At 74.1% G+C, this 26,975-nt stretch carries 29 protein-coding genes and 5 tRNA genes; 14 read left to right on the top strand and 20 right to left on the bottom strand.

Translation table 11 applies throughout. The annotated features are described in order from the left end of the window. Positions 1-3: 3 nt before the first annotated feature. Entirely contained in the window at positions 4-363 is a 360-nt protein-coding gene (locus DQ241_RS02715) for an MmcQ/YjbR family DNA-binding protein (protein ID WP_113828581.1), read from the bottom strand. Between the two features lie 118 nt (positions 364-481). Here DQ241_RS02715 and DQ241_RS02710 point away from each other — a divergent pair, with 118 nt between their 5' ends. After that, a complete protein-coding gene (locus DQ241_RS02710) occupies positions 482-1,045 on the top strand; it encodes a dihydrofolate reductase family protein (protein WP_113828580.1) in 564 nt (187 codons plus the stop codon). 48 nt (positions 1,046-1,093) lie between these two features. Here the strand turns inward: DQ241_RS02710 and DQ241_RS20490 are convergent. Both DQ241_RS20490 and DQ241_RS02705 read right to left on the bottom strand, forming a co-directional pair. After that, positions 1,094-1,193 (bottom strand) — tRNA-Ser (locus DQ241_RS20490). An 83-nt stretch (positions 1,194-1,276) separates the two neighbouring features. Then, a complete protein-coding gene (locus tag DQ241_RS02705) occupies positions 1,277-1,480 on the bottom strand; it encodes a hypothetical protein (RefSeq protein ID WP_199584001.1) in 204 nt (67 codons plus the stop codon). A gap of 106 nt (positions 1,481-1,586) precedes the next feature. Between DQ241_RS02705 and DQ241_RS02700 the strand changes: the two genes are divergently transcribed. Both DQ241_RS02700 and DQ241_RS02695 read left to right on the top strand, forming a co-directional pair. Further along, positions 1,587-2,657 carry a DNA adenine methylase gene (locus tag DQ241_RS02700; protein ID WP_199584000.1) on the top strand — a complete coding sequence of 357 codons (1,071 nt, stop codon included), beginning with the start codon at positions 1,587-1,589 and terminating at the stop codon, positions 2,655-2,657. Further along, a complete protein-coding gene (locus DQ241_RS02695) occupies positions 2,654-3,493 on the top strand; it encodes a hypothetical protein (RefSeq protein ID WP_113828578.1) in 840 nt (279 codons plus the stop codon). The genes DQ241_RS02700 and DQ241_RS02695 overlap by 4 nt, the downstream gene beginning before the upstream one ends. A gap of 109 nt (positions 3,494-3,602) precedes the next feature. Here DQ241_RS02695 and DQ241_RS02690 read toward each other — a convergent pair whose 3' ends face one another. After that, the gene (locus DQ241_RS02690; protein ID WP_113828577.1) at positions 3,603-4,961 is read right to left on the bottom strand and encodes a phage major capsid protein; all 1,359 of its coding nucleotides are present in this window, start codon (positions 4,959-4,961) and stop codon (positions 3,603-3,605) included. A 298-nt stretch (positions 4,962-5,259) separates the two neighbouring features. Here DQ241_RS02690 and DQ241_RS20485 point away from each other — a divergent pair, with 298 nt between their 5' ends. Beyond that, a complete protein-coding gene (locus DQ241_RS20485) occupies positions 5,260-5,418 on the top strand; it encodes a hypothetical protein (RefSeq protein WP_158545860.1) in 159 nt (52 codons plus the stop codon). Positions 5,419-5,497: 79 nt separating this feature from the next. On the opposite strand, the gene DQ241_RS02680 is transcribed toward DQ241_RS20485, so the two are convergent. The 4 genes from DQ241_RS02680 to DQ241_RS02665 form a co-directional block, all read right to left on the bottom strand. Continuing rightward, positions 5,498-5,734, bottom strand: a complete 237-nt coding sequence (locus DQ241_RS02680; protein ID WP_113828575.1) for a hypothetical protein — start codon at positions 5,732-5,734, stop codon at positions 5,498-5,500. A 190-nt stretch (positions 5,735-5,924) separates the two neighbouring features. Next, positions 5,925-8,357: a bifunctional DNA primase/polymerase gene (locus DQ241_RS02675; RefSeq protein WP_113828574.1), complete on the bottom strand. Its 2,433-nt coding sequence runs from the start codon at positions 8,355-8,357 to the stop codon at positions 5,925-5,927. Next, entirely contained in the window at positions 8,354-8,653 is a 300-nt protein-coding gene (locus tag DQ241_RS02670) for a hypothetical protein (RefSeq protein WP_147252317.1), read from the bottom strand. The genes DQ241_RS02675 and DQ241_RS02670 overlap by 4 nt, the downstream gene beginning before the upstream one ends. A 127-nt stretch (positions 8,654-8,780) precedes the next feature. Beyond that, the gene (locus tag DQ241_RS02665) at positions 8,781-8,969 is read right to left on the bottom strand and encodes a helix-turn-helix domain-containing protein (RefSeq protein ID WP_113828572.1); all 189 of its coding nucleotides are present in this window, start codon (positions 8,967-8,969) and stop codon (positions 8,781-8,783) included. A gap of 113 nt (positions 8,970-9,082) precedes the next feature. On the opposite strand from DQ241_RS02665, the gene DQ241_RS02660 reads away from it, so the two are divergent. Together DQ241_RS02660 and DQ241_RS02655 are read left to right on the top strand one after the other, a co-directional pair. Then, positions 9,083-9,793, top strand: coding sequence for a helix-turn-helix domain-containing protein (locus tag DQ241_RS02660; protein WP_147252316.1), 711 nt, complete (start codon positions 9,083-9,085; stop codon positions 9,791-9,793). After that, positions 9,793-10,935 (top strand): tyrosine-type recombinase/integrase, encoded by a 1,143-nt coding sequence (locus DQ241_RS02655; protein WP_199583999.1) that lies wholly within the window; start codon positions 9,793-9,795, stop codon positions 10,933-10,935. The genes DQ241_RS02660 and DQ241_RS02655 overlap by 1 nt, the downstream gene beginning before the upstream one ends. A 93-nt stretch (positions 10,936-11,028) precedes the next feature. Here DQ241_RS02655 and DQ241_RS02650 read toward each other — a convergent pair. From DQ241_RS02650 to DQ241_RS02645, 3 genes are all read right to left on the bottom strand, one after another. Continuing rightward, positions 11,029-11,101: transfer RNA gene (locus tag DQ241_RS02650), tRNA-Lys, on the bottom strand. Between the two features lie 42 nt (positions 11,102-11,143). Beyond that, positions 11,144-11,275, bottom strand: coding sequence for a hypothetical protein (locus tag DQ241_RS21255; protein ID WP_255410949.1), 132 nt, complete (start codon positions 11,273-11,275; stop codon positions 11,144-11,146). Positions 11,276-11,448: 173 nt separating this feature from the next. Then, complete coding sequence (locus tag DQ241_RS02645) at positions 11,449-12,327, bottom strand: Rieske (2Fe-2S) protein (RefSeq protein ID WP_113828569.1); 879 nt, start codon at positions 12,325-12,327, stop codon at positions 11,449-11,451. Positions 12,328-12,510: 183 nt separating this feature from the next. Between DQ241_RS02645 and DQ241_RS02640 the strand changes: the two genes are divergently transcribed. The 3 genes from DQ241_RS02640 to DQ241_RS02630 are packed head-to-tail and all read left to right on the top strand — an operon-like array spanning position 12,511 to position 14,993. Then, positions 12,511-13,044: a GtrA family protein gene (locus tag DQ241_RS02640; protein WP_233492166.1), complete on the top strand. Its 534-nt coding sequence runs from the start codon at positions 12,511-12,513 to the stop codon at positions 13,042-13,044. A 54-nt stretch (positions 13,045-13,098) separates the two neighbouring features. Beyond that, entirely contained in the window at positions 13,099-14,634 is a 1,536-nt protein-coding gene (locus DQ241_RS02635) for a metallophosphoesterase (protein WP_113828928.1), read from the top strand. Between the two features lie 23 nt (positions 14,635-14,657). Next, complete coding sequence (locus DQ241_RS02630) at positions 14,658-14,993, top strand: hypothetical protein (RefSeq protein ID WP_113828568.1); 336 nt, start codon at positions 14,658-14,660, stop codon at positions 14,991-14,993. Positions 14,994-14,999: 6 nt separating this feature from the next. On the opposite strand, the gene DQ241_RS02625 is transcribed toward DQ241_RS02630, so the two are convergent. Continuing rightward, a complete protein-coding gene (locus DQ241_RS02625; RefSeq protein ID WP_199583997.1) occupies positions 15,000-15,626 on the bottom strand; it encodes a hypothetical protein in 627 nt (208 codons plus the stop codon). An 83-nt stretch (positions 15,627-15,709) separates the two neighbouring features. On the opposite strand from DQ241_RS02625, the gene DQ241_RS02620 reads away from it, so the two are divergent. The 3 genes from DQ241_RS02620 to DQ241_RS02610 all read left to right on the top strand — a co-directional run bounded on the left by DQ241_RS02620 (position 15,710) and on the right by DQ241_RS02610 (position 15,987). Continuing rightward, positions 15,710-15,782, top strand: a tRNA-Glu gene (locus DQ241_RS02620). A 34-nt stretch (positions 15,783-15,816) separates the two neighbouring features. After that, a tRNA-Asp gene (locus DQ241_RS02615) sits at positions 15,817-15,890 on the top strand. Between the two features lie 23 nt (positions 15,891-15,913). Beyond that, positions 15,914-15,987: transfer RNA gene (locus tag DQ241_RS02610), tRNA-Phe, on the top strand. Between the two features lie 144 nt (positions 15,988-16,131). Here DQ241_RS02610 and DQ241_RS02605 read toward each other — a convergent pair. The 4 genes from DQ241_RS02605 to DQ241_RS02590 all read right to left on the bottom strand — a co-directional run bounded on the left by DQ241_RS02605 (position 16,132) and on the right by DQ241_RS02590 (position 20,783). After that, positions 16,132-17,100: a glycosyltransferase gene (locus DQ241_RS02605; protein ID WP_233492165.1), complete on the bottom strand. Its 969-nt coding sequence runs from the start codon at positions 17,098-17,100 to the stop codon at positions 16,132-16,134. 270 nt (positions 17,101-17,370) lie between these two features. After that, a complete protein-coding gene (locus tag DQ241_RS02600; RefSeq protein WP_113828566.1) occupies positions 17,371-19,050 on the bottom strand; it encodes an FAD-dependent oxidoreductase in 1,680 nt (559 codons plus the stop codon). Beyond that, positions 19,043-19,924, bottom strand: a complete 882-nt coding sequence (locus DQ241_RS02595; protein ID WP_147252315.1) for a hypothetical protein — start codon at positions 19,922-19,924, stop codon at positions 19,043-19,045. Before DQ241_RS02595 ends, DQ241_RS02600 begins: the two co-directional genes overlap by 8 nt. A 178-nt stretch (positions 19,925-20,102) precedes the next feature. Beyond that, entirely contained in the window at positions 20,103-20,783 is a 681-nt protein-coding gene (locus tag DQ241_RS02590) for a phosphodiesterase (RefSeq protein ID WP_113828564.1), read from the bottom strand. Positions 20,784-21,014: 231 nt separating this feature from the next. On the opposite strand from DQ241_RS02590, the gene DQ241_RS02585 reads away from it, so the two are divergent. Next, positions 21,015-21,230 carry a hypothetical protein gene (locus DQ241_RS02585; RefSeq protein WP_113828563.1) on the top strand — a complete coding sequence of 72 codons (216 nt, stop codon included), beginning with the start codon at positions 21,015-21,017 and terminating at the stop codon, positions 21,228-21,230. Between the two features lie 54 nt (positions 21,231-21,284). On the opposite strand, the gene mftG is transcribed toward DQ241_RS02585, so the two are convergent. From mftG to DQ241_RS02570, 3 genes are read right to left on the bottom strand one after another with little or no spacing between them, the layout of a single operon-like run. Beyond that, positions 21,285-22,772, bottom strand: a complete 1,488-nt coding sequence (gene mftG, locus DQ241_RS02580) for a mycofactocin system GMC family oxidoreductase MftG (RefSeq protein ID WP_113828562.1) — start codon at positions 22,770-22,772, stop codon at positions 21,285-21,287. Continuing rightward, positions 22,765-24,081, bottom strand: a complete 1,317-nt coding sequence (locus DQ241_RS02575) for a class I adenylate-forming enzyme family protein (RefSeq protein ID WP_113828561.1) — start codon at positions 24,079-24,081, stop codon at positions 22,765-22,767. The genes mftG and DQ241_RS02575 overlap by 8 nt, the downstream gene beginning before the upstream one ends. Further along, positions 24,078-24,944 carry an MBL fold metallo-hydrolase gene (locus DQ241_RS02570; RefSeq protein WP_113828560.1) on the bottom strand — a complete coding sequence of 289 codons (867 nt, stop codon included), beginning with the start codon at positions 24,942-24,944 and terminating at the stop codon, positions 24,078-24,080. Before DQ241_RS02570 ends, DQ241_RS02575 begins: the two co-directional genes overlap by 4 nt. A gap of 59 nt (positions 24,945-25,003) precedes the next feature. On the opposite strand from DQ241_RS02570, the gene DQ241_RS20480 reads away from it, so the two are divergent. Further along, positions 25,004-25,519, top strand: a complete 516-nt coding sequence (locus DQ241_RS20480) for a hypothetical protein (protein ID WP_158545859.1) — start codon at positions 25,004-25,006, stop codon at positions 25,517-25,519. Positions 25,520-25,587: 68 nt separating this feature from the next. On the opposite strand, the gene DQ241_RS02560 is transcribed toward DQ241_RS20480, so the two are convergent. Next, positions 25,588-26,949 (bottom strand): peptidoglycan DD-metalloendopeptidase family protein, encoded by a 1,362-nt coding sequence (locus DQ241_RS02560; protein ID WP_113828559.1) that lies wholly within the window; start codon positions 26,947-26,949, stop codon positions 25,588-25,590. Positions 26,950-26,975 lie beyond the last annotated feature (26 nt).

Genomic DNA, 26,975 nt, shown 5'->3' with positions numbered 1-26,975 from the left:
GGCTCAGCCCGGGCCTGCCGGGTGGAGGCTGTCGTAGGCGGCGGCGACCTTGCGGGGCACGACCATGCGCCAGGCGTCGACCACGAGCTCGCGGGCTTCCGCCGGGTCCAGCGCGGCGAGGACGGCGTGGACCCAGTGGAACCGCAGGTCCGCCGCCGGCGGCAGGTGGAACGTGCCCGGCTCGCCTCGGACGAGCGCGAGCCGCTCCTCCTTCGGGAACGCGAAGCCCATGACCCGCTCGTCGAGGGAGAAGGCCACGTAGACCAGCTGCCCGACCCGGAACTTCAGCCGGCCGCGCACCCGCACCTCGTACGAGCGCTCCAGCGCGGTGCCCAGCGGCCGGACGTCCTCGATCCCCGCCATGCACGTACGACGGGCACGGCGGGCCCGGCTCATCGTCCGTGGAGTGCGACCCGACCGATGATTCTGCCGCGCCGTTCTGGTCGGTACGCCGACGACCGACTCACGGGAGGCTGACGCCATGCGGACACTGACCTTCGCCATGAACCTGAGCGTGGACGGCTACGTCACCGCGCCCGGCGGCGACCTCGGCTGGAGCGTGCCCAGCGACGAGCTGTTCCAGTACTGGTCCGACCGGGTGGGTGCGACCGGCACGGCGCTGTACGGGCGAAAGCTGTGGGACAACATGAGCGCCCACTGGCCGACCGCCGACCAGCTGCCCGACGCCACCCCGGCGGACAAGGAGTTCGCCCGCCGCTGGCGGGACATGCCGAAGGTGGTGTTCTCCTCGACCGACCGCCCGGTCGACTGGAACGCCCGCCTGGTGACCGGCGACGCGGTCGCCGAGATCACCAGGCTCAAGGCCGAGGACGGCGGCCCCATGGACATCGGCGGCGCCACCCTCGCCGCGACCGCGATGCGGGCCGGGCTGATCGACGAGTACGTGCTGGTCACCGCACCGGTCCTGGTGGGCGGCGGCACGCCGTTCTTCACCGCCCTGGACAACTGGGTGGACCTCACCCTGGTGGAGACCCGGACGTTTCCCGACGGCGTGCTCCTGACCAGGTACGAGACCAGGCGCTGAGATCCCGGCTCCTGGCCGGCGACGCGCCGGTGAGGAGGCCGGCGTGCGTGGGCCCCGTGGGGATCGAACCCACAACCCGCGGATTAAAAGTCCGCTCGCGGGGGGTCCATCAACATCCGTGGAAGTACGTTTTCCGAGGTCAGCACCCTATGCGATCACCTACGGACGACGACGAATGCCGCTGAACGTCGCTCGGTGGCCACCAAAGTGGCACCACGAGCCTGCACAGTCCTAGACAGGCACCGCAGCCGCCTCGGTGTCCCCGACCCGCCGAGCCAGGATCGCGGCCAACTCATCGAGGTCGTAGAGGTTCCCCTCGGCCGTACCCCACCGCGTGAGCCCGTAGCGGTGCCGCCAGACCCGCAAGGTCGCTGGTCGGACGCCGGCATAGGTCGCGGCGTCGGCCGCCGAGAGCAGCACCGGGGCCAGCGTCACAGAGTCCATGATGGTGCAAGCGGTGAGCCGTGAGCCGGACCACCAGGGTCATGCAGCGCCGGTGCGTCGATGCGACTAGGTCAGTGCCCTAAGACAGACTGCAGACGTGACCGCGGCACTCGAGCGACCGACCATCGACGTTACAGAGGCCCTGGCTAGGGCCAGTCGGTTCCCGCGGCTCCGCTACATGGGCTCCAAGTACCGGCTCTTGCCGCACCTTGCAGAGGTCTTCGCCGCGGTCGGCGGAACCACCGCCGCGGACCCCTTCTCGGGCTCAGGGGTGGTGTCGTACCTGCTCAAGTGCCAGGGGTACGAGGTCACAAGCAGCGACTACCTGAACTTCCCTACCGTGATCGCCCGCGCGACGACGGCCAACAGCGATGTGACGCTGGGCGACGCCGAGATCGACGCGGTCTGCGGTCCGGCCGCAGACGACCGGGACTTCATCCGCACAACGTTCGACGGCCTCTACTTCACGGAGGACGACCGCACCTTCCTCGATTCCGCATGGTCGAACATCGATCGACTGCCCGCGGGCCAGAGGGATCTCGCGATCTCTGCGCTGGTCCTTTCGGCCGCCCGACGTCAGCCGCGCGGCGTCTTCACGTTCACCGACGCAACCCGGTACACCGACGGCCGACGAGACCTCAAGCTGTCTCTCAGGGAGCACTTCCGTGAGCGCATAGCGGAGTACAACGCCGTGGTCTTCGATAATGGCCGGACCAGTCAGGCTGTCTGCGGCGAAGTGTTCGACGTCGCCCCCGGTCCATACGACCTGGTCTATCTCGACCCGCCCTATGCGCCACCAGCGGACGACAATGACTACATCAAGCGATACCACTTTCTCGAGGGCCTGAGCCGTTACTGGCAGGACGCCACGATCATGCATGATACTAAGACGAAGAAGCTGGCGAAACGATTCACACCATTCGCGTATAAGCGCACGATCGAAGATGCGCTACTGAGAACCTTCGAGCACTTCGCCGATTCGGGTACGATTGTGTTGTCGTATTCCTCGAATGCAGTTCCCGCCGCTGACCGGATCATTGAGCTACTAGGGAAGGTCAAGAGCAGCGTCGAGGTTCGGGCCGTTGACCACCGGTACAGCTTCGGCACTCACGTGACTGCTGCGCGCCGGTCGGTCCAGGAGTACATCTTCATCGGCCGGGACGAGTGAGGGGCATCCCGTCGTTCGAGGAGTACATCGACTCACTCGGACGCCTTTCGATCCACCTCGATCCGACGGCCGGCACCCCTGAGTCGGCAGCCCTCATTGAGGCCGCACAGAGCTTGTACGAGCTCCCGGAGATCGACACCGCCACGCTGGCCACGTGGGCGAACGACCACCCGGAATGGGTGCCAGCACTCGGACTTACGGTCGGGCTGTCGCAGGAGCGCCTCAAGAACACGCTGAGGCACGCGTTGGGCTCGTCCGGCTGGGTCAGCATCGCCCGCGCGCGCCCATACGAACTGATCGAGTTCTTGGAAGAGGAGTTCGATCTTGTTCGCCTTCTGACCATCCAGCGTGATCGCCGGTACGACTTCGGAGACATTCTCGTCGCTCGGGCCGGAACGCGCGCTACAGCCGCGAGAGCGGGGGCGGCCGGGCGGCGCATCGAGGACGAGATCGAAGCTATCGCGGAGGACCTCGGACTGGACTACGAGACGCGGACGCGCTTCGTCGGGCGAAATGGCCGCACAGCCCCGTGCGACCTCGTCGTGCCAGGTGGAGGCGACGCTGCCATAGCCGTGGCCGCCAAGGGCTTCGACAGCACCGGCAGCAAGCTGACCGATGCGGTTCGAGAGATCGAGGAGATGGCCGAGGTCCGCCTGCCGCGCCAATTCGTCATGGCAGTAATAGACGGCATCGGCTGGAAGTCGCGACAGGCAGACCTGCGCCGAATCCATTCGCTTTGGGAACAGCAGCAGATCGACGGCATGTACACGTTGGCCACGCTGGGTGATTTCAGGGCCGACCTAGAGGAAGTCGCACGCCTCCGCGGCTTCCTGTGACACTCCACGCAACAGGCCCGATCACGGGCACACGCGGCTCGAGCCCCGGCCGCCGCAGCAGCTCCGCGACGAGGACGGCGGCCGGGGATCGAGGTCTAGGGGATCACCGTCACGGGCGGACGCCGCGGACGATGTCGAACGCCTTCGGGCGGGCGACGGCGACGTCGCCCCGGTACCAGCCGACGAGGCCGAACGAGCCCTCCTCGACCATGTACCGCTCCTGCAGGACGCTCATGGTCAGCGCCGTGCGGACGCCGATCAGGAGCTGCGAGAAGTCGCCGGTGATGACGTCGGACGTGTCCACGCTGGTGCCCGTGGCCAGGTTGACCGGCACCTGCGACGTGGTGAGCCGCCGGACGCCGTCGAGGTACTGCGGGGCCGGCAGGTAGGCACCGTCGGGCTCGGCGCGCAGCTTGGCCAGGGACCGAGCGGTGCGGTCGGCCATGATCTGCGCCGTCGGGGACTCGTTGACGTCGCGGACGCGCCCGACGGAGTCCACGAGCACGTCCCAGCTCGGCGGGCCGCCATTGGCCGCCACGTCGGTCGTGACGACGCCGGTCGTGTTGACCAGCCCGGTGGGCTCGTCGTCGCCGGCCCCGTAGAGGGCCGCGTGGTCGATCTTGAGGGCGAAGCTCAGGGCCAGCGCCCGGCGGAGCTCGGCCTCGATGTTGGTGTCCTCGACCAGCTCGCGCGTGATCTTGGTGACCACCGCCAACGACCGGGCCTCGAGGGTGACCTTGTCCATCGTGGCGTCATCCTCGGCGATGGCCTCGGTCTCACCGCGCCACTGCGGCTCGGGATCCTTGACCCACCGCGCGACGTCCAGCTGCCGGTTGGCCATCGGCACCAGACGGGCTCCGGCCTGCAGCACACGGCTCTCGGCGCGGGCCAGGTCGATGACGGACGCGGCCAGCACGGTCGGGATCAGCACCTGCCCGTTGGCGGCGGCCAGGCCGGACATCGCCCGGCGCTCGGCCTCGGCGCCGCGCCACTCGCCGAACAGGGCGCCGCGCAGGTACTTCTGCAGGCTCAGACCCTCGGACTCCTCCTCGCGAGCCAGGCCGCGGGAGCGGACGAAGCCGGCGAAGGTCTGCCGATCGGTGAGGGGGTCGCCGTCCCGGTACTCCGAGGTGCCGCCCTCGAGGCCGGTGCGGCGCCCCTCGTGGTCGACCAAGAAGCCGCCGCCGGTGATGCCCTCACGCTGAGTCCGCATGAACAGCTCGTCGTCGATCTTCTGGCCGATGCGGGTGGCCTCGTCCAGGGCGCGCTCCGCGGTGTCATAGTCCGCGCGCTGCGCCTTGGTGAGGTCGCGGCCGGCGGCCTGGGCGGCATCGTTGATCCGGCTCATGGTCGCCCAGTGGGCGTCCCGGACCTCGCGGACGACCTTGCGGGCCTCGATCAGCTTGTCGCCGAGGGTGCGGAGGTCGTGGTCGTTGCTGTTCTGCAGGCGGGCGTAGGTGATGGTCATGGGAGTGGGCTCCTGTCGGAGGGGGCGCGCAGAGGGCGCGCAGCAGCGAGGGACTGATCCCTGGCGTCTCCGACGAGCGGCCAGCTCCGTGGCCACCCGGCGATCCCGGCCAACTCTGTGGCGGCGAGACCCGCGGTTCGGACGGTGCCCGCACTCTCCGGTGGGGCGATTCCGTCGCCGAGGACGCTACAGGGAGGCGCGCACCAGGGCATTAAGGCCCTGGGTGGCAACCAGCAACTGTGTCATGGTTCACATCCTTACGCGCCAGGGCGTGAGGACGACGAGAGCGAGGCGCAGCATGGCTGATCTGCCCCCGATCCCACCCGCCGTCTACGAGAAGGCCGCGCAGCAGGAGACCCAGGCGACCAGCGTCGCCGATCGCCAGGCGCGCGAGGCCGCACGCCGCGCAGTCGAGCAGGCCACATCGCGGCCACAGGGCACCAGTCAGCCACGCTGACGAGGTTCCAACCGGAGGGCGTTCTCTCTACGGAGAGGGCGCCCTCCGGCGCGTGATGGGCCAGCCGTGCGATCACCGCCTATCCGCGTCTGTCGATGAGTTCGCCCTCCGATTCCTCGTCTTCGAGCAGGTCCAGCTCGGCCACGGCGAGCGCGCGGTGACGGTTGTTGAGCGCCCGCACGAGCGCGGCAGCGTGGCGGTCGGTGTAGCGGCGGGCCGACACCGGGGCGCCCTCGGCGGAGTCGCGGAGGGCGACGACCATGCGCCGGACCTGGTCATCGGAGAGGCCGGCGAGATCGAGCTGGGTGATCAGCATGGGGGGCTCCAGAAGGTGGTGCCGTTCGGTAGGTCGCCGAACGGAGAGGTGACGGGTGGAGTGGGAGGTCAACGGGCGCGTCAGGAGGGCCGGCAGAACGGCTCGTTCGGCGGGGAGAGAAACCCGGCGGCCGGGGTCGTGGGGCGGCGAGGCTCCGAAGATCGGACCCGGCCCTCCCCGGGGGTCGGCGTCATCCGCATGCCGATGCACCCCCACGAGCAGCGGGCGGGGCGGCGACCACCTCGGCGCACTGCGGGTGCAGCGCGCCCTGGCCGAGCACGGGATCGAGGCCGAGGCCGCAGACCTCGCAGTGGCCGGCAGGGGCAGGGGCGGCGGCGGGCTCGGCGGCTACTGCCCGGGGGCCGGACAGCGGCGCGAACAGCGAGCCGTCACCAGAAATGTCAGTAGGTGGAGCAAGCGCCGACCTCTCTTCTTGATCCCTTGATCCCGGTGTAGTGACATTTCTGGTTACGACCAGGGCGCGCAGGACCGACGGGTCGACGACCTCGGACAGCTCGTAGACCCAGCTGCTGCCGCCGGGCAGGTCGTGCTGGCGCAGCAGCCCGAGGACGTGCAGCTCCTGCAGAGCGCGGTCCACGGTGGAGCGGGGCTTCTGGACCCGCTTCCGCACCTGCGCCGTGGTGGAGTTCGGCACGTCGAGCAGGTCGGCCAGCAGCGTCAGCCGGAGCGGCGGCACCGAGTCCCGAGCCACCCGCCGTGCCAGTCCCATTGCGTCGGCGCGGTCGATGCCCAGCGCGAGCCCGCCCCGGACGAGCTGCCCGAGCATCTTGGCGAACCGGGTCGGCGCCTCGGGCATGTGCGCGTCGACGACCTCCCCGCGACCGTCGCGCTCGACCGCGGTGCGGCTCAGGGTCACGAGGTCGGCCAGCCCGAGCAACTCGCGCTCGTCGGCGTCGGTCAGCCGTGCCGCTCCCGGCCGGACCTGCGCCAGGACGCCTCCGGCGGCCTCGGCCAGCTCGGCGCGCATCTGCACCTCCGAGCCGACGTTGGCCAGCGCCTTCCGACCGGAGGTCAGCCGGCCGGTGCCGGAGTCGACGCGGACCAGGGCGAAGCGGTCACCCATCGCGGCGATGACCGCGTGCGCGCTGTCGTAGGCGGTGGTGACGCCGCCGATGACCGCCAGCCGCCCGGTCCAGGTCAGCGTGCGACCGCCGTCGGTGCCCACGTTGCGCTCCCAGCGCCCGTCGTAGACCTCGCGGAGCGCGGCCAGCACCGCCGCCCGGGGGTCGCGGCTCATGGACAGGATCGTGGTGAAGTCCTTGATCACCAGCAGCCCGCGGTCGCCGAGCTTCCGCAGCAGCCCGCCGGTCGCGTCGGTGGTCCGCTCCTTCTTCGACGTCGCCGACAGCAGCGCCCCCTCGCTGCTGATCGTCGAGGTGACGTGTGCGCCGGCGCCGGCCAGGGCGCCGACCGTCTCGGTCTTGGCGTTGCCCGGGCCGCTGACCATGAGCAGCCACACCGGGTCGCCGTCGAGCTGCTCGACCGCGGCGGCGGCGAGCACGACGTCGAGGCCCTGCAGGTCGTAGGCGTCCCCGAGCCAGCGACGGAACGCCTCGTGCGCCTGGTCGAGGCTGCACGGCGCGGCGACCGGCACCGGGTGCTGCGCCACGTCGGGCTCCGGGCGCCGGCCGAATCCCCGGTCGACCAGCACCTTCGCCGCCGCACGGTGATCACCGTCATGCTCGAGCACGGCGTAGGCGCCGAACCGGGTGTAGGTCCGCTCGGGCTCGAACTCCGTCGAGGACGTGAACACGTAGAGCCAGTCGCCCCCGTAGCCCGTCGAGGCCGAGATGCCGTGCCGCTTGCCCGGCCGGCGCCAGTAGGTGACCTCGCCCTTGGCGAACACCCGCGTCCAGCCGGCCGGCTCGAGGACGTCGACCCAGGAGGTGCGGGCGGCGTAGTCGTCGCCCGGCGAGGCACCGCCGCCCGGGGACGACGAGCCCGGCTGCTGGAAGGCAGAGGCCGACACCGGCTGAGGCACCGGGCGCTCGTCCAGCGTGGCCCGGATAAGCGCGTGGAACCGCTCGCGCTCCTCACCGGTGATCGTCGGGATGCCGGCCGGCGACCCCGTGAGCACGGTCCAGGAGCCTTCCCTCGGGTGGACCCGTCCGCCCGAGGGAGCGGTGATGACCCAGCCGCCCTCGCCGCGCGTCTCGGCCAGGGTGACGTGGTCGGCGGTGGCGGCCAGCTTCTGGTTGCCCGGCACCTCGGCGTCGACCAGCCGGTAGAAGAAGTGGAGCCCGCCCGAGGGCGAGCGAACGACGTGGCCGCTGACCAGCTTGTCCCACAGCGCCTGCTCGCCGGCGTCGGCGACCGCGGCGACCAGTGCCCGCAGTGCGCCGGCCTCGACCGCGCGGCCCTCGAGTTCGGTCAGCTCGAGCCCGCCGGAGACGGCGCCACAGACGACGCCGAGCCCCTCACGGTCGCCACCGAACCAGCGCCGGAGCTGGGACTCGTCGGGGCGGCGCTCCTGGTACTCGCGCCACTCGATCGCGGGTCGCTTGGTCCCGTCCTGAGCGGCGGGCAGCACGCACAGCCCTGCGCCGTGCAGGGCGACCGCGGCCTCGAGCAGCGGGGTGCCCGTGATCGTCGGCGCGCTCACCGGGCACCGCCTCGACCAGCGCGCCCCGGGCCTACCAGCTTCACCGCCGGGATGGCGATGCGGTAGTCGCCGCGACCACAGTGAGCGACCCGACCGGTCTCCGAGGCGTCGTCGTCCCAGGGGTGCGCGTGGTGATGCACCTTGCCGCACAGCGGGCAGGACACCTGCAGGAATCGGGTATCCCGGCCGGCAGTGACCGAGACGACTTCGGCGAACGGCGGGACGTCGACCGGAGGTGCGGCGGGACCGGCCTCCAGCACGCGCACCACCGCACCGGTGTCGTCGAGGACCGCCAACCGCTGACCGGGCTGCAGCTCGACCGCGGCCGGGGGGATAGGGCCATCCCCTCGCCGGCGGGTCACGTTCCGGACCAGCGTTGCGGTCGAGCACAGGCTGCTGGCCGCTGAGAGGGCAGGAGCTCCATCAGGCGGCGCTCCGCTGCTCGAGCCGGGCGACGTACTCCTCCACCGCGGAGGCAGGGACGAATCTGCGGCGACCGATCTTGACCGTCCGCAGCTCGCCGGAGGTGATCAGCTCGTAGACCTTGGTCCGGCCCAGCCCGCCGAGGGCGAGTCCGGTGTCCGGGTAGATCGGCAGGAGCACGGGTTGCATGTGCGCTCTCCAAGTTGAGGGTTCAGCGTTAGGATTCCAACGCCACACCGTGGACGCTAAAGAACGCCGACGGGCCCGTCAAGCGTTGACATCTGCACGCCACATTCCGTACGTTGACGGACGTGGACGGACTCAGAGCACCGCTCGCCCGACGCCTCGGCGACCTCCTCAAGAGCCGACAGCTGCGGCACGAGGACCTCGCCGAGGCCATGACCGACCTCGGCTTCGACTGGACGCGCAACCGGGTCACCCAGGTGGTCACCGGTCGGGGAGCCCTCACCCTGCTCGAGATCGCAGGGCTGTGCAGCGCCCTCAACCTCTCCCTCGGCGACCTGCTGGGAGGCCCCGATACCGAGGTGGCACTGCCAGGAGGATCGGTGCCCCTCCGCGCGATCCTCGAGGCGCTGCTCCACGGCAGCTCGGAGTCCTGGCAACTGCTCGGCGATCAGTCGGCAGAGACGGAACAGATGCTCGGCGAACTACTGGCAGCACACGTCGAGCAGGCCGCTCGGACGTCGAGCCCACCGTCGCGGCCGGCGTACTCCGGGACGGCCTGGGGCGAACAGGCGGAGGCGACGCGCAAGGCTGCTCGACGGCTCGGCGTCACGCCGCGCACGGTCGAGACCGCGGCGGTGCAGCTCTGGGGTCGCTCGCTGACGGCTGAACGCGACCACCGAGTCGAGCCGCGGCCAGACGAGGACGTGCGGTCGCTGCAGGCGCGCCGTGCCCATGTCACTCGCACCCTGCTGTCGGAACTTCGGTTCCACCTCGGCAAGAGCGGGGAGCCCGCTCCGGGGGCCGGCGACGAGGCCGGGGAGCACTGATGGCGAGGCAGCGAGGGAACGGCGAGTCCTCGATCTACCGGGACGACGACGGTCGGTGGCACGGCTGGGTATCGATGGGCCTCAAGGAGAACGGCGCCCGCGACCGGCGGCACGTCTCCAGCATGAAGCGCGCCGAGGTGGTGGCGAAAGTCCGAGAACTCGAGCGGAAGCGAGACGCGGGGACCGCGGGCGCGGCCGGGCGAGCGCCGACGGTCGGGCAGTGGCTCGAGCACTGGCTGGACACGATCGCCGCCCGCAAGGTGCGCCCATCCACCCTCGTCCGCTACCGCCAGCTCGTCGCCAACCAGCTCGTGCCGGGCATCGGCCACCACCGGCTCGACCGCCTACAGCCCGAGCACGTCGAGAAGCTCTACAGCGACCTCCAGGACGGCGGGCTCTCGCCGGCATCGGTGCTCCAGGCGCACCGGGTGCTCTCTCGGGCGCTGAAGGTCGCCATGCAGCGCGACAGGGTGGCGCGCAATGTCTGCGCCCTCGTCGACCCGCCGAGCGTCGAGCGCGACGAGGTCCGGCCGCTCTCGGGCCAGGACGCTCGGCGCGTCCTCGAGGCAGCGAGGGGCCGACGCAACGCCGCGCGGTGGTCGGTAGCCCTGGCACTCGGACTGCGTCAGGGCGAGGCACTCGGCCTCACCTGGGACACGGTGAACCTCGACGCGGGCACCCTGACCGTGCGCCAGGCGCTGCAGCGACAGCCCGGCCGCGGGCTCGTCCTGGTGCAGCCGAAGTCCCGGGCGGGGCGACGGACCATCGCTCTGCCCGGTCCACTCCGAGACGCCTTGCGGGCGCACCGGGCGGCGCAGGCCGCCGAGCGGATCGCGGCCGGGTCGCGGTGGGAGGACGGCAACCTCGTCTTCTGCCAGGAGAACGGCCGACCCCTCGACCCGCGCAGCGACCACCGAGCATGGCGGGCGCTGCTGGCCGAGGCGAAGGTGCCACCCGCCCGCCTGCACGACGCGCGGCACACCGCGGCCACCCTGCTGCTGCAGCAGGGCGTGCCGGCACGAGTGGCGATGGAGATCCTCGGCCACTCGCAGATCAGCCTGACGCTCGGCACCTACTCGCACGTCGTCCCCGAGCTCGCCGAGGACGCCGCGCGGCGCATGGGCGAGGCACTGTGGGGCTGACCGGCACCATGCCGACACGAAGTGGCCACCAAGGTGGCACCATCGCCCGGCGCCACTACCCGCCGAATCGTGCAAACGCACAGGTCAGCGCGGTGGGCCCCGTGGGGATCGAACCCACAACCCGCGGATTAAAAGTCCGCTGCTCTGCCAGTTGAGCTAGAGGCCCCGGTGCGCGCCGAGTCTGGCAGACCGCGCGGCGGCTCGGCGCTCAGAGCACGTCCAGCACCAGCAGCAGGACGAGGGTGAGCAGGGCGGAGACCAGCAGGGAGCCGAGACAGCCCAGCCGGCTGGAGAAGAGGAAGAACACCGGGTCCCCGTGCCCCGCCGCTGCGCCGGCCAACCCGGCAGGTGCGTTGCGTCACCATCGCGGTCGGCGTTCCACCCGTTCAGGGGATCCCGGACGAGGCGGACGGTTACGTACCGTCATCGCAGCTCGTCCCGCGCTGCGCGGACGACCGTGATCACCGGCCCGGCTGACCCGTTCCCCCCGGGGCAGCCGGGCCGGCTCGCGTCTCAGCGGTGGCGCCCCGGAACCCGGGCCATGACGTGGCCCGCCTCCATGCGCACGTCGAGCTTCTCCTGCGGGTTGGCCGCCGGCCCCCGTCGCGGCTGCCCGTTGTCCAGGTCGAACGCCGAGCCGTGCCACGGGCAGACCAGGCACTGCGAGCCGCGGATCTCCTCCACCGCGCCCTCGTGCAGCGGGCCGGAGAGGTGCGAGCAGGCGTCGACGAAGACGTCGACCCGGGCACCGCGCCGGACGGCGACCAGCGGGACGTCGTCCCCGTTGCCCGCGCCGGTGCGCAGCGCGGGCCGCCCCTCGGGCAGGTCGTCCATCGGGCCGAGGTCGATCCAGTCGGTGGTCAGGCGCCGGATCGCCGTCGCCGCGTGGGAGACGCCCGAGGACTGCGCGTAGGACATGTGCCCGCCGACGGCGGCCGAGCCGGTGGCGATGCCCAGCCCGGCGTAGGAGAGCACCCGGCCCAGCCCGCCGCGCCCCTTCTTCCGCGCGGCGAGCGAGCCGACGTACAGCCCGAGCGCCACGGTGTTGGCGACGGCGTGCAGCGCACCCAGCCGCCGCACCCCGCTGCCCTGCTCCGACCAGTCCGCCGCACCGGTCAGCGCCGCGGGCACCGCGGCGGCCACGCCGGTGCCGATGAGGACCGTCGCTGCCGGGCGCAGCGGGGGGATGGCGTCCAGCAGCCCGGCCGACACCCAGCTGCCGACCGGCACCTGGACGACGACCGGGTGCAGCGCGTGGCCCAGCCAGGTGCCGTGGAGGAGGTCCTTCACCGGCGGCTTGAACGCCCCCAGGACGGCGCGGCGGGCCGGCTCGATCACCTTGTCGAAGGAGGCGTTGTCCGCGACCCGGTCGAGGAAACCCATGAGGCTCATGGGCGCCCCCTACCCGTCACGGGCGGCGACGACTCCCCGGTCACGGACGGGCAACGTGCAGCGCGCCGCGTGGAAATGCAGAGCGCGATGTCACCCGTTCCGGGCATGCTGCTGTGTGACAACGGAACGCGCGAGGAGGACCCTTGATCGCGTCTCCCCTGCTCGTGCCCCGGAAGGACCCTCGTGCCCGTCACCCGCTGCCGCCCGGCGGACGTCGCCGGCGTCTCCGGTGACGAGGCGCTCGACGTGGCCGGTGCGGAGGCGTTGCCGCAGCAGCGGGGTCTGACCCAGCGGCTGGTCGACCGGCTCCGGCAGGACGACGTCTGGGCCCAGTTCGCCCGGTTCGTGCTGGTGGGCGGCTCCACCACGCTGGTCTACGCGCTGCTGTTCATCCCGCTGGAGCGGTACGGCTACCTGACCGCGCACCTCATCGCGACGGCGGCGTCCACGGTTCTGGCCAACGAGCTGCACCGGCGGCTCACCTTCCACGCCGACGAGCGCGTCGGCTGGTGGACGGCGCAGTGGGAGGCCGGGGGCGTCACCATCATCGGGCTGGTCGCCACGAGCGCGGCCCTGGGCTGGCTGGACTCCACGTCGGCCTCGGCGCACGTCGCCCTGCAGATCACCTGCGTGGTCGCGGTGACCGCGCTGATCGGCCTCATGCGGTTCATCGCGCTGCGCTGGATCTTCCGCGGGCCCGCGGCCGACGAGGTCTGAGAACTCCCCGGTTCGACCCACCGGTGGCGGCCGACCCTCGTTAGCGTGGTCGGGGTGAGCGACCCGACCGCGCCCCTGCCCTCGCCCTGGCCGCGGCGCGCCCGGGTCGGCGGCCTCTGGGCGCTGCGGATCGGCCTGGCCCTGGGCGGCGCGCTCGTCGCCGTCCTGCTCTTCGCGCGCGTGGAGGCGCCGATCGGCCCCTTCGACGCCTCGCTGGCGTTCCGACCGGCCGGCGGTGGTGCGGAGGTCTCGGTGCCGCCGCTCGGCGCGCTGGTCGCCGACGTCTACGACGGTCCGCTCCGCCTCGAGGTCGCGCTGCAGAGCGTGGACCAGACCCGGGCTCAGGCGCTGGCCACCGACCCGGTGCGGCTGTCCGGCGTCGTCGACCGGGTGACCGAGGACCTGCGCGGCGCCGTCGTCGAGCTCGTCGTGCGCACCGTGCTGGTGGCGCTCGCCGGCGCCGCGCTGGTGAGCTGGGCGGTGCTGCGCCGCCGCCGCGAGCCGCTGATCGGCCTCGGGCTGGCCGCGCTCCTCCTGGCCGGCACGGCCGGGGTGGGCGCGGCGACCTGGCGGCCGGAGGCGCTCTCCGCGCCGCGCTACACCGGCCTGCTGGTGAACGCGAACAGCCTGATCGGCAGCGTCCAGGACATCGCCGCCCGCTTCGACGCCTACCGGTCCTCGCTCGAGGACATCGTGGCCAACGTCGGCAGCCTCTACAGCACCATCTCCGCCCTGCCCGCGCCCGGCGGGGACGACGACACGGTCGCCCTGCTGCACGTCTCCGACCTCCACCTCAACCCGGCCGGGTTCGACCTGATGCGCCAGGTGGTCGGCCAGTTCCAGGTGGACGCCGTGCTCGACACCGGCGACATCACCGACTGGGGCAGCGAGCCCGAGAACCAGCTGATCACCTCGATCGGCACGCTCGGCGTCCCCTACGTGTACGTCCGCGGGAACCACGACTCCGCCGCGACCGCGGAGCTGATCGGCAGCCTGCCGAACACCACCGTGCTCAACGACTCGGCCACCGAGATCGCGGGCATCTCCATCGTCGGCACCCGGGACCCGCGGTTCACCCCCGACAAGAGCACCGGCGACGACGACGCCGGGCCCGAGGTGCTGGAGAGCTCCGGGGAACGGCTCGCCGAGTTCGTCGACGGCCTCGACGAGCGGCCCGACGTGGCCCTCGTGCACGACCCGAAGCAGGCCCCGCCCCTGGACGGCCAGGTCCCCGTCGTGCTGGCCGGGCACACCCACGAGCGCGAGGTCTCCGAGCTCGACGGCGGCACCCTCCTGATGGTGCAGGGCTCGACCGGCGGCGCCGGGCTGCGCGCGCTGCAGGGCGAGTTCCCCGAGCCGCTGACCTGCACGGTGCTCTACTTCGACCCCGACGACGGCCGGCTCGCCGCCTACGACGAGATCACCCTCGGGGGCCTCGGCGAGACCGAGGTGACGATCCAGCGGACCGTCGTCCCGCCCGCCGACGAGCAGGACGGGGACGACGCCGGTACCGACGCCGGGGATGACGCCGGGGACGAGACCGGGATCGACGACGCCGGCGACGGCGCACCGGCGTCCCCGACCGGATGAGCGCGCCGCCCTACCCTCGGGTCATGTCCGCCACGACGCCGTCCCGAGCCCGCCTCGCCACCGGACTGCTGGCCGGCGGGCTGGTGCTCGCCCCCCTCGCCGGGTGCTCCTTCGGGACGGAGAACGTCTCCTGCTCGCCGCGCGAGTGCACGGTGACGCTCTCCGGGTCCGGAGCGGAAGCCGAGATCCTCGGCACGACGCTGGCGTTCGCCGGTGTCCAGGACGGCCGGGCCTCGCTCAGCGTCGGCGACGCGAACGTGTCCTGCGCCGAGGACGAGAGCGTGACCGCCGGCCCGCTCACGCTGGAGTGCTCCACCGTGACCGACGACTCGGTGGAGCTCACCGCCTCGCTGGGCTGACGCCGGTCAGCGGGCGACGTCGACCACGAGCCGGGTCGGTCCGGTCAGGAGCTCCACCCGGAACGGCGCCCGCTCCCGGGTGCCGACGAAGGCCACCGACGTGCCCTCGAAGGTGGCGTCCCAGACGACCTCGGTGACGCCCCCGGTGCCCGCGCCGGCCACCGGGCCACCGGAGAACTCGGTCAGCCCCGTCTCGAAGGGGTAGCGGACGCCGCTGACGGTCACCTGCAGGACCTCGCCGCCCGCCACCTCGACGGCGTCCCCGCTGCCCTGCGAGGCGGCCTGGTCGACGTAGCGCACGTCCCAGCCGGGGGTCCCCGTCCCACCGAGCTCGAACACCACCCGGTCGTGGTCGTCGTGCGCGCCGACACGGATGGCGGTCACCGTCAGCGCGGCGTCGCCCGAGGGGTCCGCGGTGACGGGCTCGTCGCCGCCCTCGAAGGCCGGCGCGTCGCTGGAGGGCGAGGCCGACTCCTGCGACGCGGTCACGCCGTCGCCCGAGGTCGTCGAGGCCGCCCGGTCGGCGCGCTCGCTGACGGGATCGTCGTCCCCGCAGCCGCTGAGCAGGGCCGATGCCGTCAGGGCGGCGGTCAGGAGGAGGGCGGCTCGGGGGCCGCGACGGGAGGTGCGCACCCCCACAGGGTGGCAGCTCCGGACCCCGTGGCTGAGGAGGCGCGGAGGGCATGTATTGTTTCTCCCGCCCCCGGCGAACACGAGCCCCCATCGTCTAGCGGTCCAGGACGCCGCCCTTTCAAGGCGGTAGCACGGGTTCGAACCCCGTTGGGGGCACGCACCACCAGTAGCACCACGGCAGTACCAGCAAGGCCCTGTAGCGCAGTTGGTTAGCGCGCCGCCCTGTCACGGCGGAGGTCGCGGGTTCGAGTCCCGTCAGGGTCGCTCTCCGGTGGAGACACCGGGAGGGGCAGGTAGCTCAGTCGGTACGAGCGCTCGCCTGAAAAGCGAGAGGTCGGCGGTTCGACCCCGCCCCTGCCCACGCTTCCTGAACCCCCGCTCCGGCCAGCGCCGGGCGGGGGTTTCTGCGTTCCGGGGGCCCCGCGTGCCGGTGGATGTGCACCTGTGGCGCGTTCCGCGGACCGGACCGCGCCGGCCGCGCACATCGTCGGACGCGAGCGGCGAGTCAGACCCCGGCGTTCGGCCCCGTCCCGAGCTCGCGAGGGATGAGCAGGACCGGGTCCTTCAGCTGGGCGTAGACCTCGGCGTGCACGCGCAGCACCGCCTCGCGCTGCTCCTCGCGCCACGCGCGGTCCGCGGGCCGCGGCATGGGCCGGGTCAGCGCGGCCGCCACGGCCGCGGTCAGGGACACCTCGTCCAGGCCGTCGACCTCGTCGTTGCCGTAGGTGACCACCTCCGACCACTGGTCGGCGAAGAAGCCGCAGCTCGGCGCCACGACACGGGTACCGACGTCGCGGCACACCTCCAGCTCGCGGGAGTGCGTGCCGCAGCGCTCGGGCAGGACCGCCACGTGCAGCTGCTGCAGCTGGGCGACCGCCTCCTCGGGCCGGTGGACCACGAGCTCCAGCTCGCCGGCCTCGGCCAGTGCGCGCACCCCCGGGTCGATGTCCCAGCCGACCTCGGCCAGCACCCGCAACCGCCCGCCACCGGACACCGCCCCGGAGGCGGAGGCGCGCGCCACGGCGGCCGGATCGGGAACGGCGGCCGACGCCCGGCCCAGCCGCACGCCCACCAGCCCGCGCTCGGCGCCCAGCTCGGGATCGGGCTCGGCCACCGAGGGGTGCGCCAGCACGATCGCGGTCCGGCCGAAGCGGTCGGCGATCTCGTCGGCGGCCGAGGGGGTGAGGGTGAGCACGACCTCCGCGGTCGCGAGGACGGCGGCCAGCTGTGCGTCGAGGCGCCGCCGGCCCGGTTCGCGCGGGTCGCGGAGCTGGTGCACGGTCACCACCAGGGGGATGCCGAGACGGCGGACCTCACCGGTCCACTCCTCCAGCCGGGAGAGCTCCACCCCGCCGTGCCCCACGTGCAGGTGCAGGACGTCGATGTCACCGGCGTGCCGGGCCAGGTGGTCCGCGTCGAGCCACGGGCTGGGTCGCCCCGCGGTGCCCACGCGCACGGCGTCTGCGGGCAGCACGGCGTCGACGTAGGCGTCGGCGAAGGGGACGCTGGCTACCCGGGTGCGGCCGCTCGGGGGAGCGAGCGGCCTGGCTGGCGGGGGGTCTCCGGGCATCACGGTGCTGGTTCGGCTCCTCGTGCGGGGTCGAGCACTGCGCAGCACGGCGTGCTGCTCGACGGGATCAGCGCCCGGCCACGGATTCGAGCCGGTCGGCCTCCCGCCCTACCCGGGGCCCGTCGGTCCCAATCCGTGACCAACTCCATCGGGTGAGCGCGCGTGCCCGGCGTGTCAGGCCCGCGCCCCCGTCCGCGCGGCCAGGTGGGCGTGCACCAGGGTGATCGCCAGGGCGCCCTCCCCCACCGCGGAGGCCACCCGCTTCACCGACCCGGATCGCACGTCGCCGGCGGCGAACACGCCCGGCATGCTGGTCTCGAGCAGCGCGGGTGGCCGCTCCAGGGGCCAGGCCGGCGTGACGCCGTCCTCGAGCAGAGCGGTCCCGGTGCGCAGGAAGCCCCACCGGTCGCAGGCCAGCGCCCCGGCCGCCCACTCGGTCCGCGGCTCGCTGCCGATCAGCACGAACAGCACCCCGGTCTCGACCGTCTCGGCGCCGGTGTCGAGGTCGCGGAGGACGAAGGACTCCAAGAAGTCGGCGCCGGACCCGCCGACCACCTGCACGCCGCCGCGGATCGCCACGTTGGGCAGCGCCTCGAGCTCGCGGATGAGGTAGTCCGACATGGTCTCGACCAGCGACGGGCGCCGGACCAGCACGGTCACCTGCTCCGCGTAGCGCGACAGGTGCACCGCCGCCTGACCGGCGGAGTTCCCCCCGCCCACCACGAACACCTGCCGGCCGCGCATGGCGGGCGCCTCGCTCACCGCGGCGCCGTAGAAGACGCCGCGCCCGGCGAGCGCCTCCAGCTCCGGGACCCCGATCCGCCGCCAGGACGCGCCGGTCGCGACGACGACGGTGCGCGTGCGCACCGTCCCGCCGTCGCTCAGGCTCACCGCCAGCAGCCCGTCCTCGGCCACGATGCCCTGCGCGGAGCGCATGAAGTGGAACGTGCTGCCGAAGCCCCACGCCTGCAGGTAGGCGCTGAAGGTCAGCCGGTTGCCGCTTATCCCGGTCGGGAACCCGGGGTAGTTGCGGATCAGCGAGCTGGTGCCCGCCTGCCCGCCGACGGCCTCCGGTTCGAGCACGAGCGTCGACAGCCCCTCGGAGGCCGCGTACACGCTGGCCCCCAGGCCGGCCGGGCCCGAGCCCACGACGACGAGGTCGTACACGTGCGCCGGGTCCAGCGGGGTGAGCAGCCCGAAGGCGTCGGCGATGTCGAGGTCGGTGGGATCCTGCAGCACGGGCCGCCCCGGGCGGAAGCGGAGCTGGACGACCGGCAGCCGGGGCTCCTCCAGCTGCAACCCGGCCAGCAGCTCGCGCCCCTCGTCGGAGCCCGCCTCGTAGAAGCCCAGCGGGATGCGGTTGCGGGTGAAGGTGTCGCGCAGGTGCTGGGCGCGCTCGGACCAGCGGTGGCCGATCATCCGCACGGCCTCGAAGCCACCGCCCTGCCGCGCCGACCACTCCTCCAGCAGCTCGGCCACCATCCGGTGGAACTCCTCGTCGACCGGTCCCTCGGGGGCGTAGATCCACCGGTCGAGCTGGCCCACGGTCAGCGCCTCGAAGATCTCCGGCGCTGTCTCGAACGCGCCCCAGCGGATCATCGCCACGGCGAGCGCCAGGGGTTCGGCCCGGTGCAGCTCCCGCAGCACCGCCAGCCCGTCCGGGTCGGCGTCGCCCAGCCCGCCGAACAGCACGGCCACCGGCAGGCCCTCGGGAACCGCGACGTCCTCCGGGTGGGCCGCGGAGACCACGGCGTAGTCCGCGCCGTAGCGGCGTTCCAGCGCGGCGGTGACGGCGGCGCGGACGTCGTCGTCCCGGCCGACGACGACGAGCACCGCCCGCTGCCCCTCAGCCACGGCGGGCCTCCGCGCCGCGCGGCGCGAGCCACCAGCCGGCCGCACCGGTGAGCGCCACGGCGGCGGCCGTGGCGAGGAAGACCCAGGCGGCCGGGTCGTCCCAGTCAGGGGTGTCGGCGTAGCGGGCGACCGCGACCAGCGCGAGGACACCGAACACGGTGTAGGCGATCGTCGAGGTGCGCAGCCGGCGCAGGTCGCCGGCCACGGCTGCCAGGCACGCCGCCAGGCCGAAGGCCAGCAGCCACGCGGCCACCACCCGGGCGGTGAAGGGCTGCAACGGCCACGGCCAGAGCCGGTCCGCGGTGCTGGGCCGCACGTAGATGACCGCCCCGACGACGACGAGCACCGCCGCCTCGAGGGCGAGCGGCACGCGCAGCGCGAGGGGCACCGGGTGCCTCGGCGGGGGGTCGTCGCCCGGCACGCGCTCCTGGCGGACCACGAGCACGGCCATCGCGACCGGGATCACCACGTACACCGCCAGCCAGAACCAGGCCGCGGCCTTCGCCAGGGCGCTCAGCGAGCCGAAGTCGTCGTCGAAGTGCATCCGGTCGATGTGCAGCAGCGTCGCCACCAGCGTGAGGACGACGAAGACGAAGATCGTGAGGACCGGCACCCGGCTGTGCGCCCACACCGGGTCCCGCAGCGAGAGGACGACGAGCACGAAGCCCGCGGCGTACCCGGCGCCGATGAGCGCGGCGGTGAGCGGCGGCTGGATGGTCCAGGCGAAGGTCTCGGAGGTGTTGCCCGCGAGGACGTACAGCGCGATCGTGGCCAGCGCCGTCAGCAGCGCGAAGGCCCCGAGGAGGGTGCGCATCGCCGGGTGGACCGGCCGGTGCCGCGGCTCCACCCGGACCGGCGGAGGGGCAGGGTTCACGGGGACCTCCCGTGGATCGGACCCCCGTGCACGGTTGGCGGGCGCGGCCATCGAACCACCGCGGACGGGCGGCTGTCACCGCCTTTCCGAGCCCGGAGCCGACGCGCACCGCCGGGAGCGCGCCGCCGGGCGGAGCGCGCCCAGTGGGCGGCTCCGGTCTCGCCGCGGCGGAGGCGCGCTAGGCCGACCGGACGGCCTGGGCCGCGGCGTAGGCGGGCGCCCGGAAGCGGGCGATCGGCCCGTCGGGCACGAGCCCCGGTGGCGGGTGCCGCACGGCGTCGAAGCGCAGCTCGGGGTCCAGTTCCTCGACCGGGGCGGTGAGGGTCAGCCGCGCGAAGGGGTGCCACGGACCGAGCCCGTGGGCCGCGGCGAGGGTGAACGACGGGTGCTCCCGGGCGACAGCTGCCTGGGGCTCGGGGTCCGACGGCAGGTGCGGGCGGTCCGGGAAGGCGGCCAGCCGCACCGGCCCGGCCGCCGTGGAGTACGCCATGATCGACGAGTACGTGGCCGCCGCGTCGGAGCGCAGGAGCGGGACCAGCCGGGTGAGCGGCCCGCTCCCCGCGCTGGTGAGCAGCAGGTCCACCGGCTGCGCGGAGCCGGCGCCGAGGCGGACGGCGATGCCCAGCGCGTCGGGCAGCAGCGCCGGGAGGCCGGCCCCGCGGGAGAGGCGCACGAGCACCGGGTCGGAGGCGGTGGCGTCCAGCCAGGGCACACCCCACGGCCGCGGGCCGCCGTGCCGCTCGAGCACGCCGTGGAGCACCGCTCCGCGCGGGTGCATGGGCTTGCCGCGGCGCCACCGGGCGATCGCCGCCAGCGGCACGGCGACGGCCCGTCCGGCCACCTGCGCGAGGTCGGTCACGGCGGCCCCCTACCCCCGTGGCCGGGTGCGGCACACCCGCCGCCAGGCATCCGGTCCCAGGATCTCGGGCGGTCGTCACCCGCGGGTCGGGGCTGGCGAGGGTCGACAGCTCCGCTCCACGCCGATGACCGCCCCGGCGGCGAACTCTGCGGATGCGGGGCCCGATCTTCGGTGGAATCTGCCCAGCCCGGCCCGATGACACGGACCGATCCCTCCGATTACGTTCTGTGCATGCTCTCGACGCTCCTGGCCATCGGCGGTGTTCTCGTGGGGCTGCTCGTGCTGCTCGCGCTGATCGTGAGCCTGAGCGCCCGCCCGGCGACCACCAGCCGGGGCACCACCGGCCGGCGCGAGACCGGGTGGGTGGCCGATGCCGGCCGCCCGCACCCCGACGCCTGGTCGCCGCTCACCTCGACCACGACGAACGAGATCCCCGCGGTCCGCTGACCCGAGCTCCGGCGTCCCGGCGGCTGCGGACAGCGCGCCGCCGGGACGACCCGGTCAGCCGCCGATGACCTCGGCGGCGCGCTCCCCGACCATCACCGCGGTCGCCGCCGGCCCGCGCGTGGGAACGTCGGGCAGCACCGAGGTGTCGGCCAGCCGCAGCCCGTCGACCCCGCGCACGCGCAGCTCCTGGTCGACCACCGCCCCGGGATCGCCGTCCGGCCCCGACCGGGCCGTCGCCGACAGGTGCACGGCGGTGGTGAGGTGCTCCCGGATCCAGCGGTCCAGCAGCCGGTCGTCCTCCAGGACCGCGGCCCCCGGGGCGACGCGACCGGCGCCGAGGTCGCGGAGCGCGTCGGTGGCGAGCAGCCGGGCCGCCAGCCGCACCCCGGCGCGCAGCCGCGCGCGGTCGCTCTCCCCGGTGAGGTAGCGGTACTCGACCAGGGGCGGACCGTCCGGGTCGGCGCCGAGGCGCAGCCGTCCGCGGGCGACCGGCCGCTGGAGACCCACGCCGATGCTGAGCTCCGGCTCGCCGCCGAAGGGCCGCAGCCACGGCAGCAGCTCCACCTCGCCGTCGGCGGTCCCGTCCACCGAGGCGTGCAGCACCCCGTGCAGCCGCGCCGTCGACCGGTGGCTGCCGGGGTCCGCGAGGAACGGCACGTAGACCAGCGGGTGGTCGCCGGAACCGGAGCCGACGCCCGGGAGGTCGGCGACGACGTCGATGCCGGCGGCGGTGAGGTCGGCCGCCGGCCCGAGCCCCGACCGGAGCAGCAGGTGCGGGGTGCCCACGGCGCCGGCGCTGAGCACCACCTCGCCAGCGCGCACCGGGCCGTCGTCCGTGACCACCCCGACCGCACGTCCCCGCTCGACCAGCACCCGCCGCACGACGGCGTCGCCGCGTACGGTCAGCCGCGCTGATCCGGCCCGCGGGGCGAGGTAGGCCATCGCGGCGTTGATCCGCACGCCACCGGCCACGTTGAACGGGATCGGCCCGTAGCCGGCCGGGCCGGCGCCGTTCTTGTCCGGCTCGTCGGGGAAGCCGAGCTCCGCGGCGGCGGTCGCCATGCCGTCTGCCAGCGGCGAGGGGCTCGGCAGCCGGCGCACCGGCACCGGCCCGTCCGCGCCGTGCAGGGGCGAGCCGCCGAAGTCGGCGTCGGCCTCCGACCGGCGGTACGCCGCCAGGACCGCGGCGGGCGCCCACAGCGGTCCGGTCGCCGCCCACCGGTCGAGGTCGGCCGCTGTGGCGCGGAGGAAGACCGCGGCGTTGATCGCGCTGGACCCGCCGGCGACCCGGCCGCGCGGGACGCGCACCACGAGGTCGTCGGTGAGCGCGGCGGGCAGGTCCCAGTTGGCCGGGTGCCCGGGGCGGGCCGCCGCCAGGTCGGCCGGGTCGCGCAGCTCGGGCGGCCAGTCGCCCGGCCCCTCGGGCACGGTCCCCGCCTCGAGCAGCAGGACGCGGCGCCCGGCGTCGGCCAGCCGCGCCGCCACGGCGCACCCCGCCGTCCCGGCGCCGACGACGACGACGTCCCAGGCCGGGTCAGCCACCGGCCAGGCCGAGGGCGCCGGGCAGGTCGAGGCGGCGCACCTTGCCGGTCGAGGTGCGCGGCAGGTCGTCGATCCGGTGCAGCGCCTTCGGGCGCTTGGCCGCCGACAGCCGCTCGCGGGCCCACGCGGCCAGCTCGGCGGCGTCCGCGGAGCCCACGTAGGCGGCCACCACCCGCTGGCCCCACTCGTCGTCGGGCACGCCGAACACCGCGCTCTCGAGGACCCCCGGGTGCGCGTCGAGGACCGCTTCGACCTCGGCCGGGTAGACGTTGACGCCACCGGAGATGACCAGGTCCTCCCGGCGGCCGTCGAGCCACACCACGCCGTCGTCGTCCACCCGGCCGAGGTCGCCGACGGTGACCCGGTCGCCGCGCCAGGAGGCCGCGGTCTTCTCCGGCGCCCGCCAGTACTCGAACCGCGCCCAGCGCGGCACCGCGCACCACAGCTGGCCGCGCTCGTCGGTCTCCAGCCGACGCCCCGGCCGGGCCCGTCCGACGCTGCCCGGGTGCGCCACCCAGTCCTCCGGGGAGCAGACGGTGAACTGCGCCTCGGTCGAGCCGTAGAACTCCCACACGCTGCCCTCGGGCAGCGCCGCCAGGGCCGCGCGCTTGAGCGGCTCCGGGCACGGCGCCCCGGCGTGCACCAGCCGGCGGAAGGAGGACCAGTCCACGTCGTCGCGGGCCAGCAGCCGCTGCAGGTGGGTCGGCACGCAGAAGGTCGTCGTCGGGCGCAGCGTGCTGATCGCTTCCACGGCCCGGGCGGCGTCGAACGGGCCGGGCAGCAGCACCTCCCCGCCGGCCAGCAGGGTGTGCACGGCGAACCGCAGCGGCGCGCTGTGGTGCAGCGGCGACAGCACCAGGTGCCGGTCCGCGGGCCCGAAGGTCCAGAGGTCGATCTCCTCGGCGGCCAGCGCGCGGGCGTCGTCCTCGGCGAGGACCCCGGACCACACGCCCTTGCGCCGCCCGGTGGTGCCGGACGTGTAGTGCATCGGCCGGGCCAGCGGCACGTCGGCGAGTTCCGCCTCCTCGTCGCCGGCCAGCAGCCGCGCGGGTTCGGCGCCGACGTCGAGCGCCGGGTCGGCGTCCTCGGCCAGCGCCGCGCGCTCCTCGGCCGGCAGGCCGGGGTCCAGGACCACCGGCACGACGCCGGTGCGCACCGCACCCAGCACGACGGCCAGCAGCGCCGGCGACGCCGCCGCCGACACGAGGAGGCGGTCCCCGGCGCGCACGCCCGCCGCAGCCAGCGCCGCGGCGGCCCGGCGCTGGTCGCGCTCGCTCCCGGCCGCGCGGACCACCGGGATCCCGCTCACGCCGGCCGCACCGCGTCGCCCTCGGCCACCACGCGGCCCTCCGCGGTGAGCTTGGCCAGCGTGGCGCGGGTGGACTGCGCGGCCGCCGGCCACACCTCCCGCGGCACGGCGGCGTAGATGCCGGCGACCAGCTCGTCGACCGTCGAGGCGCCGTCGGCGACCGCGGCGAGCACCTGCTCCTCGCGGTACGCGCGGTGGGCGAGGTAGTAGTCGAGCACCGCCCCCGGGTCCTCGGTGAGCTCCGGTCCGTGCCCGCAGTAGAGGGCGCTCGGACCCAGCTGGTGCACCCGGCGCAGCGACTCCAGGTAGGCGACGACGTCGCCCTCGGGGTGGGTGACCACCGATGTGCCGCGGCCCAGCACGTGGTCGCCGACGAGCACGGCTCCCGAGTCCAGCCGGAAGGACAGGTGGTCGGCGCAGTGGCCGGGGGTGGGGACGACCTCGAGCACCGTGCCGGCCAGCCGCAGCCGTTCCCCGCCGGCCAGCACGCGGCCGCGCGGGCCGGCGACGTCGGCGCCGGCCGCCATGACCGGCGCCCCGAACCGGGCTCCCCAGGGCTGGGCCGCCTCGGCGTGGTCGACGTGGTGGTGGGTGACCAGCACGGCGGTGCAGCGCGCTTTCCGGTCGGCGAGGGCCGCCTCGACCGCGGCGAGGTGCGCGGCGTCGTCGGGGCCCGGGTCGACCAGCACCGCCTGCCCGCTGCCGGGCTCCCCCACGAGGTAGGTGTTGGTGCCGTCCAGCGTCATGCCCGAGGGGTTGGGCGCCAGGACCCGGGTGACCAGGGGCTCCAGCTCCGCGGTGCGCGGCAGGGCGCCGGGTGCGGGCAGCTGCCAGCGGGAACGCGGATCGGCCGGGGCGGTCACGACCGGCACGCTAGCGGCGCGGCCGCCCCCGTGCGCAGGCGGCGGTTAGCCTCGCGCCCATGCGCCGACACCTCTCCGTCGCCCGCGGCGGCCTCGCCGCCGCCGCTGTCGTGCTGCTGTCCGCCTGCGGCGGCGGTTCCGGCGAGGAGAGCGGCGACGCCGCGTCCTCGTCCTCCGCGAGCGCCTCCGAGACCTCCGCGGGCGGTTCCGCCGGCTCCGACTTCTGCACCGGCGCAGCCGCCGTGCAGGAGCGCATCGGCGCGACCCTGCAGGGCGACGCCGACGTCTCCTCGCTCCCCCAGGTGCTCCAGGAGGCGGTCACCGAGCTGCGCGCGCTCGACGCCCCCGGCGAGATCGCCGGTGACTGGACCGCCCTCACCGGTGCGCTGGAGCAGGCGGCGGCAGGCCTGTCCTCGATCGACCTGGCGGACCCGAACGCGCTCACCGCTCTCCAGGAACAGCTCGCCCCTCTGCAGGACCAGCTCGCCGACTCCTCGGCGAACGTGGAGCAGTACCTGCGCGAGGAGTGCGGCATCGCGGTGGACGAGACCGCCCCGGCGGCCCCGACCAGCTGATCCCCGGAGCACTGCGGGCCGCCCCCGATCCCCGAGGGGGCGGACCGCAGTCGTCTCCGGGCGCGACCTCAGCCGCCGCAGCCGCCGACCGTCACACCGCGGGCGTTCAGCCACGGCACCGGGTCGATCTGGCCGCCGTACATGACCCCGTACGGGTGGGCCTCGAAGTGCAGGTGCGGGCCGGTCGACTGCCCGCGGTTGCCCACCTCGGCGATCTGCTCGCCGGCGCGGACCCGCTCGCCGACCGAGACGAAGTAGCGGTTCACGTGGCCGTAGACCGTGACGTAGCCGTCGTCGCCGAGGATGTAGACGGCGTAGCCGAACCCGGTCGCCGTGCCGGCGCGCTTCACCACGCCGCTGTGCGCGGCGTACACGGGGGTCCCGATCGGGGCGGCGATGTCCACGCCGCCGTGCAGCGCGCCCCAGCGCCAGCCGTAGCAGCTGGAGACCCGGCCCGACGTCGGCTTCACGTACGCCCCGCCGCTGCCGGCGGACGCACCGCCGCCACCACCCCCGCCGCCACCGCCGCCACCGCCGGAGCTGTTCTTGGCCGCCTCCGCGGCCGCTGCCGCCTCCGCCGCCGCCCGCTCGGCGGCCGCTCGCGCCGCGGCCTCCTCGGCCGCCTTCTGCGCCTGGTACTGCTGGTAGGCGTCCCGCGCACCCTGCAGCTGCAGGAGCTGCACCTGCGCGGCCTCGAGCTGCTGCTCGTAGGTGGCCTTCTGCGCCTCGATCTCGGCGTAGGCGCTCTGCTGGGCGGCCAGCTGCGCGTCCGCGGCCTGCTTGGCGACCTCCGCGGCCTCCTCGGCCTCGGCGGTCTCGTCGCGCGCCGCCCGCGCGGTGGACTCCGCGTTGGCCTGGGCGATCTTGGCGGACTCCATCTCCCCGAGGACGTCGAGCTGCGTGGTGGCGACGTAGTCGAGCAGCGCAGCGCGCTGGATGAGCTCGCCGGGGCCGGCGGAGTCCAGCAGCGCCGCGGAGCTGGTCAGCGTCGACCCCTGCATGTAGCTGTCCCGCGAGAAGTGCGCGATCCGGCTCTGCGCGGCGGCGACCTGCTCGGCCGCGGCCTGCAGGGCGGCAGCCGCCTCGTCGGCCTTCGCCTGGGCGGCGAGCAGGGCGTCCTCGGCGATCATGTAGGCGACACCGGCGGCCTCGGCCTGCACACCGACCCGCTCCAGCTCGGCCTCGGCGGCGGCCACGAGCCCGCGGATCCGCCCGACCTCCGCGGCGGCCGCGTCCTGCTGCGACCTGGCCGCGTCCAGCTGGCCGTCGCTCGGGTTGACCGGCGGCGCCGGCGCGGCCAGGGCGGGACCGGCCGTGACCACCAGCGCGGCTCCCGTCAGCGCACCGGCGAGCACCACGCGGAACGGGCGGCGGGCTCGGCGGACGGCGGCGCGCGGGATCGCCGGTCCGTGCGGACGGCGCTGGGACATGACTCGCTCCCTGGGGAAGAGGGTGG

It is taken from the genome of Blastococcus sp. TF02A-30 (genome assembly GCF_003319185.1).
Taxonomy (GTDB): Bacteria; Actinomycetota; Actinomycetes; order Mycobacteriales; family Geodermatophilaceae; genus Blastococcus.
This window is presented reverse-complemented; position numbering and strand designations above follow the sequence as displayed.

What these genes read in the sequence shown, in the direction of transcription:
- DQ241_RS20480 (WP_158545859.1), top strand. Translation starts at nt 25,004, where the DNA reads ATGCGCCGACACCTCTCCGTCGCCCGCGGCGGCCTCGCCGCCGCCGCT.
- DQ241_RS02655 (WP_199583999.1), top strand. Translation starts at nt 9,793, where the DNA reads ATGGCGAGGCAGCGAGGGAACGGCGAGTCCTCGATCTACCGGGACGAC.
- DQ241_RS20485 (WP_158545860.1), top strand. Translation starts at nt 5,260, where the DNA reads ATGGCTGATCTGCCCCCGATCCCACCCGCCGTCTACGAGAAGGCCGCG.
- DQ241_RS02715 (WP_113828581.1), bottom strand. Translation starts at nt 363, where the DNA reads ATGGCGGGGATCGAGGACGTCCGGCCGCTGGGCACCGCGCTGGAGCGC.
- DQ241_RS02710 (WP_113828580.1), top strand. Translation starts at nt 482, where the DNA reads ATGCGGACACTGACCTTCGCCATGAACCTGAGCGTGGACGGCTACGTC.
- DQ241_RS02665 (WP_113828572.1), bottom strand. Translation starts at nt 8,969, where the DNA reads ATGCAACCCGTGCTCCTGCCGATCTACCCGGACACCGGACTCGCCCTC.
- DQ241_RS02630 (WP_113828568.1), top strand. Translation starts at nt 14,658, where the DNA reads ATGTCCGCCACGACGCCGTCCCGAGCCCGCCTCGCCACCGGACTGCTG.
- DQ241_RS02585 (WP_113828563.1), top strand. Translation starts at nt 21,015, where the DNA reads ATGCTCTCGACGCTCCTGGCCATCGGCGGTGTTCTCGTGGGGCTGCTC.
- DQ241_RS02645 (WP_113828569.1), bottom strand. Translation starts at nt 12,327, where the DNA reads ATGAGCCTCATGGGTTTCCTCGACCGGGTCGCGGACAACGCCTCCTTC.
- DQ241_RS02560 (WP_113828559.1), bottom strand. Translation starts at nt 26,949, where the DNA reads ATGTCCCAGCGCCGTCCGCACGGACCGGCGATCCCGCGCGCCGCCGTC.
- DQ241_RS02690 (WP_113828577.1), bottom strand. Translation starts at nt 4,961, where the DNA reads ATGACCATCACCTACGCCCGCCTGCAGAACAGCAACGACCACGACCTC.
- DQ241_RS02680 (WP_113828575.1), bottom strand. Translation starts at nt 5,734, where the DNA reads ATGCTGATCACCCAGCTCGATCTCGCCGGCCTCTCCGATGACCAGGTC.